This window comes from Streptomyces sp. NPDC059853, from assembly GCF_042731495.1.
In the GTDB taxonomy this organism is placed as follows: domain Bacteria; phylum Actinomycetota; class Actinomycetes; order Streptomycetales; family Streptomycetaceae; genus Streptomyces.
Genome location: NZ_JBHWJL010000208.1, coordinates 1 through 6447, shown reverse-complemented (window position 1 = coordinate 6447; position 6447 = coordinate 1). Strand labels below are relative to the sequence as shown.

At 74.5% G+C, this 6447-nt stretch carries 4 protein-coding genes and 1 pseudogene; 2 read left to right on the top strand and 3 right to left on the bottom strand.

The features are described from left to right. The coding region (locus tag ACFV5N_RS19805) for a CDP-alcohol phosphatidyltransferase family protein (protein ID WP_385601410.1) at nt 1-1040 on the bottom strand (1040 nt) is incomplete at its 3' end. A 62-nt stretch (nt 1041-1102) separates the two neighbouring features. Then, nucleotides 1103-2332, bottom strand: a complete 1230-nt coding sequence (locus tag ACFV5N_RS19800) for an SAV2148 family HEPN domain-containing protein (RefSeq protein WP_385601407.1) — start codon at nt 2330-2332, stop codon at nt 1103-1105. Between the two features lie 123 nt (nt 2333-2455). On the opposite strand from ACFV5N_RS19800, the gene treY reads away from it, so the two are divergent. Further along, entirely contained in the window at nt 2456-4942 is a 2487-nt protein-coding gene (gene treY / locus ACFV5N_RS19795) for a malto-oligosyltrehalose synthase (protein ID WP_385601404.1), read from the top strand. A gap of 175 nt (nt 4943-5117) precedes the next feature. On the opposite strand, the gene ACFV5N_RS19790 is transcribed toward treY, so the two are convergent. After that, the gene (locus ACFV5N_RS19790) at nt 5118-5672 is read right to left on the bottom strand and encodes an FHA domain-containing protein (RefSeq protein ID WP_385601401.1); all 555 of its coding nucleotides are present in this window, start codon (nt 5670-5672) and stop codon (nt 5118-5120) included. 224 nt (nt 5673-5896) lie between these two features. On the opposite strand from ACFV5N_RS19790, the pseudogene ACFV5N_RS19785 reads away from it, so the two are divergent. Further along, nucleotides 5897-6447 (top strand): annotated as a pseudogene (locus ACFV5N_RS19785) (GNAT family N-acetyltransferase); the annotation flags it as partial.

The window sequence follows — 6447 nt, the reverse complement described above, 5'->3', positions numbered from 1 at the left end:
TCCGCCGCGTCGAAGGAGTCCAGGGTGCGGGCGAAGTCCCGGGTGGACAGCAGCAGCTTGTAGATGATCGCCAGCTCGAAGACGAGCAGCAGGACGCCCGCGCCGATGGTCACCGGGATGACGGCGTTCAGCGCCGGGGCGATGATGAACACCGCCATCTGGAACTCGATTCCGCTCACCAGGTGGGAACGGATCCGGTGCCGCAGCAGGAAGGCCCGCAGCCGCAGATAGCCGGGGAAGCGGGAGCGGAACTCCCGGTGCAGGTCGACGATGGCGCCCGCCGGGCGCGGGGGCCGGCCCTCGGCGGAACCGGAACCGGAGCCGGCGGCGGCGGTGCCGGACGCGGAGGCCGCGGCGGCGCGCTGGGCGGGCACCGCGCGCTCCTCTGCGGCACCCTCGCCCGCCGGCGCCCGCTCGCTCTCGTGGTGGGCGGCGACCGCGTCCGCGTCGGCCTCCGGATTCTCCCGCAGCAGATCTTCCATGAAAGCCAGCTCGGTGGCGTTCTCGGCCTCCCGCGCCCGCCGGGCCCTGGCCTTGATCTGTTTGCGCATCCCGTGCCGGATCTTGAAGATCTGGAGGGCGTCGATATAGCGCAGCATGTCGAGGAAGACCACCGCGAGCGCCAGCCAGAGATAGATCACATCATCGGTGCGATAGAACTGGCCGCCCATCAGGGCGACCGCGCACACCAATACCCTGATGCGGTCAAACACATAATCGAGCCAGGCCCCGAATACGGAACCGGTCCTGGTCAGCCGGGCGAGTTTCCCGTCCATGCAGTCCAGGATGAAACTCACGTGATAGAGCAGGGCACCGATCAGCAGCCAGTTCCAGGTGCCGAAGGCGAAACAGCCGGCGGCGCCGAGGCCGAAGAACAGGGCCAGCCAGGTGATCTGATTCGGCGTGATGCGGGTCCACAGCGCGGTCCAGCGCACCAGCGGGGTGGCCACCGGATCCACCAGCAGGACGGTCCACCACGCGTCCCGTTTCTTCTGCGTGGTCCGGCGCACCTCTGTCAGGGGGGGAATGTCGTGACGCATGGTCTGCTTCCAGGCGGAAATAGGACCCGAAAGACGCTACCACTTCATGCGCCGCACTCCGTTCACGAAACCGGGCGGGAATTCTCCCAGGCCCATTCGAACTCCTCGCGGTACGTTTCGAAAAGCGTCATTTCTCCGTCGGCGGCCGCGTCCGTTCGGTGCGGTATCTCCCGACCCGTGCGCCGGAGAACGAGAACCGGGGTTTCCATTCCCCGTATTCTCCGTAGATATGACTGCACCACGGCCACCCCATCGGGGCTGTCACCGTCCACGAAATAAGCACTGAATCGGGGGATCTCGTCGAACACATGAATGTCGAAAGCCTCGGGATCCCGCACCTTGCTGCGCACCCGGCGCATCTGGAGGATGTTGGTCTCCACCGAGCGCCCCAGCTCCCCGCGCTTGAGCCCCAGCTCCCGCTCCCGGCGCCGCATCGCCCCGCTCGCCGGGTTCAGGAACAGCAGCCGCACCCGGCACCCCGAGGCCGCCAGATGGGCCAGCCGCCGCCCCGGATAGTTCTGCACCAGCAGCCCGAGCCCCGTCCCCATCGCGTCGATCCGCCGCGCGCCGCCGAACAGTTCCTCCGGCGGGAGCTGCCGCTGCAACCGCACCCGGTCCGGATGCACCCCGGCCACGTCCGTGAACCGGTCCCCCACCAGCCGCTCCACCGCGTCCGCCGGCAGCCGCCCGGCCGCCCCCTGCGTCCCCGTCTCCAGCAGCCGCAGCAGCCGGGCACAGCCGCGCTCCGCCTGCTCCAGCACCGCGCGGCTCATCCCCCGGTTGCGGCTGACCGCGCTGCGCGCCACCTCCAGCTCGTCCAGCGTCAGCTCCAGCTCGCGCCGATTGTCCAAATACGGGGCGAAACACGGCCAGTGCTGCACCATGAGTTCACGCAACTGAGGCAGGGTCAGAAAGGCGAGCACCGTGTCATCGGCCGGATCAAGCACCAGCCCCTTGCGGCGGCTCACCTCCCGCAGCGCCGCCGCCCGCTGCACCCACTCCTGCCCGGCGGGACCGGCCGCCGCGATCTCCCACTCCTCGCCGTGCACCGGCTCGTACACCGGGCGCAGCACCGAGGCCACCACCGAACGCAGCCGCTGCTCGACCAGATTGAGCCAGACGTACGCCCGCCCGGCGCGCTCCACCCGGGTGCGCACCTCGGACCAGTCCGCCTCGCTCCAGCCCAGATCGGCCCCGATCTCCACCGTGCGCGGGACGGGCACCGCCTGGGTGGGTGCCTCGGCGGCCTCACCCCCGTTCCCCGAGGGCAGCTCAAGCCCCGATGAGCTCACCGCCTGCACCGCCTTCCACCCCGCCGTTGGATCAAGGAAGCCTACTGCGCGTCCGGCCGGCCGCGCAGCACGGTACGGACTCAACCACGCCACCCCGCACGGCAGTCGGGGCGGGTGGTGGTCATGACCCAGGTGCCCCGCACCCCCACCGCCACCTACCGCGTCCAGCTGGAGCCCGGCGCCGGCTTCGCTGCGGCGGCCCGCGCCGTCCCCCGCCTCGCCGCGCTCGGCGTCTCCCATCTGCACCTGTCACCCCTCCTGGAGGCCGTCCCCGGCTCCCGGCACGGCTACGACGTCACCGACCACTCCCGGGTACGCGCCGAACTCGGCGGCGAACCGGGCCTGCGGCACCTGGCCGCCACCGCCCGCGCCCACGGCCTCGGCCTGATCGCCGACATCGTGCCCAACCACATGGCGCTCCCCGCCGACACCGCGCTCAACGCCCCGCTGTGGCGGCTGCTGCGCGACGGACCCGGCTCACCCGCCGCCGCCTGGTTCGACCTCGACCCCGACCCCGCCGCGGGCGACGGCCGGATGACCCTGCCGGTCCTGGCCGGCCCGGCGGCGGACGAACGGCACGCCCTGCGGGTCGAGGACGGCACCCTGCGCTACGGCGACCACCACCGCTTCCCGCTGCGCCCCGGCACCGAGGACCTGCCGCTCGACGCGCTGCTGGACGCCCAGCACTACCGGCTCGCCTGGTGGCGGACGGCGCGCACGGAGCTGACGTACCGCCGGTTCTTCACGGTCAGCGAACTGATCGCCGTCCGGGTGGAGGACCCCGCCGTCTTCGAGGCCACCCACGCCACGGTGCTGCGCCTGCTGGCCGAGGGCGTCCTCACCGGGCTCCGCATCGACCACCCGGACGGGCTCGCCGACCCGGAGGGCTATCTGCGGCGGCTGCGGCGCCGGGCCGGACCCGGCGTGTGGGTGGTGGCCGAGAAGATCCTCGGCCCCGGCGAACGCCTCCCGGCCGGCTGGCCGGTGGCCGGCACCACCGGCTACGACGCGCTGCGCCAGGTGGACGCGGTGCTCACCGACCCGGCGGGCGCCGAACAGCTCACCGCGCACTACCGCGCGTACACCGGCGCGCCGCCCGGCCTCGGGGGCGCCTGGGAGCCCACCGAGCGGCGCGCCGCCCACCGGGTCATCGAGCACGAGCTGGCGGCCGAGCGCGCCCGCCTGCTGCGCACCGCGCGCCGGCTGTGCGGCCCCGACCACCCCACGGCCGCCCTGCGGACGGCGCTGACCGCGCTGCTGGTCGCCCTGCCGGTGTACCGCCCCTACGTCCCGGCCGGCCGCCCGCCGTCCGCCGCGGACACCGCCCTGCTGGCCACCGCCGCGGCAGCCGCCGCGCGGGAGGTGGCCACCCCGGCGGAGCGCCGCGCCCTCGACGCCCTGCACGACCTGGCGCTCGGCCGCCCTGCGCGCACCGCACCGGCCACCGGGCGCGGCACCGACCCGGCGGACTTCCGGGTGCGGTTCGCCCAGGTGAGTTCGGCCCTGCGGGCCAAGGCCGCCGAGGACTGCGCGGGGTACCGGTTCACGCCGCTGCTCTCCGCCTCCGAGGTGGGCGGGGACCCGGCCCGCCCGGCGCTGCCGCCGGCCGCCTTCCACGCGCACTGCGCGCGGATCCAGCGCGACTGGCCGCTCACCGGCACCGTGTACACCACGCACGACACGAAACGCAGCGGCGACGTCCGGGCCACCCTCGCCGCGCTCACCGAACATCCGCGCGGCTGGGCGGACCTGCTCACCGAGGTGACGGAGCGCGCCGCGCGCGCGGGCGTACCCGCGCCCGACCCGCACGCCGCCTGGGGATGCTGGCAGACCGCGTTCGCGCTCGCCCCCTCCCCCGACCCCGACCGGCTCGCCGCCGCCACCCTCAAGGCCGCCCGGGAGGCGGCACTGCGCACCACCTGGACCGAACCCGACGCGGAGTACGAGGCGGCGCTGGACCGCTTCGTCCGCGGCGGACCGTGCGGCCCGCCCGGCTACCCGGTGGCGGCGCTCGCCCGGGAGCTGGCACCGCAGATCCGCGCCAACGTCCTCGGCGCCGCCCTGCTGCACCTCACCATGCCCGGGGTGCCCGACGTCTACCGGGGCAGCGAGAGCGTCTACCGGGCGCTGGTGGACCCCGACAACCGCCGCCCGGCCGGACCGCCGCGGCCCCTGCCGGACGCCGCGCCCGATATGCGGGCCGGTGGCCCCGAGGGGGGCCTGAGCGCCGAGAAGCTGTGGCTGACGTCGGTGGCGCTGCGGCTGCGCCGGGCGCGGCCCGAGTGGTTCGGGGCCCACGCCACCTACACACCGCTGGCCGCCGAGGGGCCCACCGCCGAGCACGCGCTGGCGTTCTGCCGCTCGGAGCGGGTGATCACGGTGGCCGCGCGGCTCACCCGCACCCTGGCGGCGGCGGGCGGCTGGGAGGGCACCGTCCTGCCGCTGCCGCCCGGCCGCTGGTACGACGCGCTGGCCGGGGATCTCGCGGAGGCGAGCGCCCCGGGCGAGGGGGCGGCGGACGGGCGCGCCGGCTACCGGGGCAAGACACCGCTCGGCCGGCTGCTGGCCGCTCGGCCGGTCGCCCTGCTGGTGCGCGCCGACGGGTTCTGACGCGCCGTCTTTACAACCGGGGCGCCCGGAAGCAGACTGGGAGCGCTCCCACGGCTCCGGCCCGTGAGCACTGCCGCACCCGGAACTCCGGTCTGCCGTCCCACACCACCCAGCCCCCGCTCGGGCGGCAGACCGGCTCCGGGCCGCCGCGCGCCCCGGCGCCGCCGGTGTCCGTTCAGCGCGTACTCAGCCGGTAGGACACCGAGCCGAACCGCACCTCGTCCCCCGGACCGACCGGCAGCGTGTCGGTCACCCGCCGGCCGTTCACCCAGGTGCCGTTCGCCGAGCCGAGGTCCCGCAGCAGCCAGCCGGCCTCCGTGGCCGTCAGCTGCGCGTGGAACCGGGACACACTGGGGTCGTTCAGCCGCAGCGCCGACCCGGGAGCCCGGCCGATGGACAGCGGGTGCGGGCCGGGGGTGGGCAGCACCAGCTGCGGCAGCCGCTCCGCGCGCCACGCCGTGGACACCCGGTGCGGGAACGACGCGATCCGGCCCACCGTCTGCACCAGCCAGCCGGTGCGCTCCGCCGGTCCCTCGGGCTGGGGCAGATCCCGCAGGGCGAGGGCCAGTTCCTCCGGGCGCCGGGCGCCCACGACCTGGTCCATCCGCCGCTCGAAGGTGTCCTGGGAGAGCCGCCCCTCCACCATGCCCTCGCGCAGCGTGCCGAGGGCACGCTCACGGTCCGCGTCGGATATCCGCGGGGAGGGCAGGCCGGATTCGATCGAGGTCATGAACAGGATTTTCCGCGAAGGGAGTTGCTTCTGTCCAGAAACCCGTTGGCACCCGCCGGAGCGTACGGGATACGGTGCGGGCACGCCCACGGATCCGGAAGGAGGCGCTGCTGATGTGTGTCACCCCCTCGCGCGTGCCCCGCTCCCGCCTCCCTGTCCCCGGGCGTTCTCTCTGACCGGACGGACGGCCGCGCGCCCCGTATCCGGAAGGACCTGTCCCACCCATGACCGATCTGGTCTTCCGCTGCCTCGCCGAGGGCGAGAGCAGTGCCCTGTTCGCTTCCCTGCCCGACCCCGGCCTCGTCGGCCGGGCCCTGCTCGACCCACCGCACCACGTCCTGCGCACCGTCGCCGAGGGCGGTGACTACCGCCCCGAGTGGGTGTGGCTCGCCCTGCGCGGCGGGGAGGTGGTGGCCCGCGCGGCGTTCTGGGGCGGCCCCGGCGACACCGAGCCGCGCGTCCTGGACTGGTTCGACTTCACCGACCCGGCCGCCGGCACCGCCCTGCTGCGGGCCAGTGGCCTGCACGCCGAGTACGAGCTGATCCTGCCGCCCGGCTGGCGCTCCGACCCGCTGGCGCGGGCGGCCGGCGGCGCCCGGATCTCGGCGGCGGTGGAGGCCGGGTACGAGCCGATGGTGGAGCGGTTCCGCTACACCTGGACGCCCGCCTGCGGCCTTCCCGACCGCCCCGGCCGGCTGGTCTTCCGGCCCGAGCCCGACGACGAGGTGATCCTCGACGTGCTGCGCCGCGTCCACAGCACCACCCTGGACGCCGA

What these genes read in the sequence shown, in the direction of transcription:
- treY (WP_385601404.1), top strand. Translation starts at nt 2,456, where the DNA reads ATGACCCAGGTGCCCCGCACCCCCACCGCCACCTACCGCGTCCAGCTG.
- ACFV5N_RS19790 (WP_385601401.1), bottom strand. Translation starts at nt 5,672, where the DNA reads ATGACCTCGATCGAATCCGGCCTGCCCTCCCCGCGGATATCCGACGCG.